Below are 952 nucleotides of genomic sequence, written 5' to 3' on the forward strand. Positions count from 1 at the left end.
CGCCATATAGCCGAACCAATTGGTGGCCAGGCTCAGACCGAGGATCTTGGCGATATTGCTGGTGCTCACGCCCAGGCGCGAATACAGCCGGTACCGCATGGCAATACCGCCGACCCAGGCGCTGAGGTTGAGGTTGAACGCGTAGCTGATGATGCCCACCGGCAATATCTGCTTCCAGCGCAATGGTTGGCGAATGTAGGTGCGACCGATCAGATCGAAACAGGCATAGACGATAAAACTGCACAGCGTCAGCGCGCCGGCGATGAACAATGTGCGCAGCTTGAACTCGCTCAGGGTCTGGAACACTTCGCTCCAGTCGATGCGCCGGGCGAGCAGGGTAAACAACACGATCAGCAGCACGAAGAACGCAATCGTCAGCGGTTTCTTCCAGCGCTTGAACCCGGAGGCTTGCGCTTGGGGGCGGGCTTCAGACGTCATGGGGCGTGGCCTCAAAAGGTTTCAAGCGCGGTTTGTGGGCCGGCAACCAACTGGCCAGGACCGGGAAATGGCGCATCACATGGAACACCAGGAAACCCACGGTCAGGCGCCAGAGCCACAGGCGCGGCTTGCGCTTTTCCGGCATGGTCTGGCAATGATTCTTGGCGAGTGCTTCCAGGCGTTCGTAGAGCTGTTGATTGAAAGCCCGGTCGCGAATCAGCACATTGGCTTCCAGGTTTAATGCCAGGCTGAGTGGGTCCAGGTTGCTGGAGCCGACGGTGCTCCATTCGTCATCCACCAGCGCCACCTTGCCGTGCAGCGGGCGTTGGCAGTATTCGTGAATCACCACGCCATCCTTGAGCAAGTAGTCATAGAGCATGCGCGCGGCCAGTTTCGCCAACAGCACGTCGGGCTGGCCCTGCATGATCAACTGCACATGCACGCCACGGCGCGCCGCGTTACGGATCTCGCGAAGCAGGCGGTAGCCGGGGAAGAAATACGCGTTGGCGATCAC

The 952-nt window shown here is 59.9% G+C and carries 2 protein-coding genes; both read right to left on the reverse strand.

Features of this window, described 5'->3' with window-relative positions; genetic code table 11:
• The coding region (locus ACWKXT_RS24235) for a lysylphosphatidylglycerol synthase transmembrane domain-containing protein (protein ID WP_454542709.1) at positions 1–438 on the reverse strand (438 nt) is incomplete at its 3' end.
• On the reverse strand, positions 428–952 hold a 525-nt coding region (clsB, locus tag ACWKXT_RS24240), incomplete at its 5' end, for a cardiolipin synthase ClsB (RefSeq protein ID WP_454542710.1). The genes clsB and ACWKXT_RS24235, both read right to left, overlap by 11 nt.

It is taken from the genome of Enterobacter sp. UPMP701, from assembly GCF_053709515.1.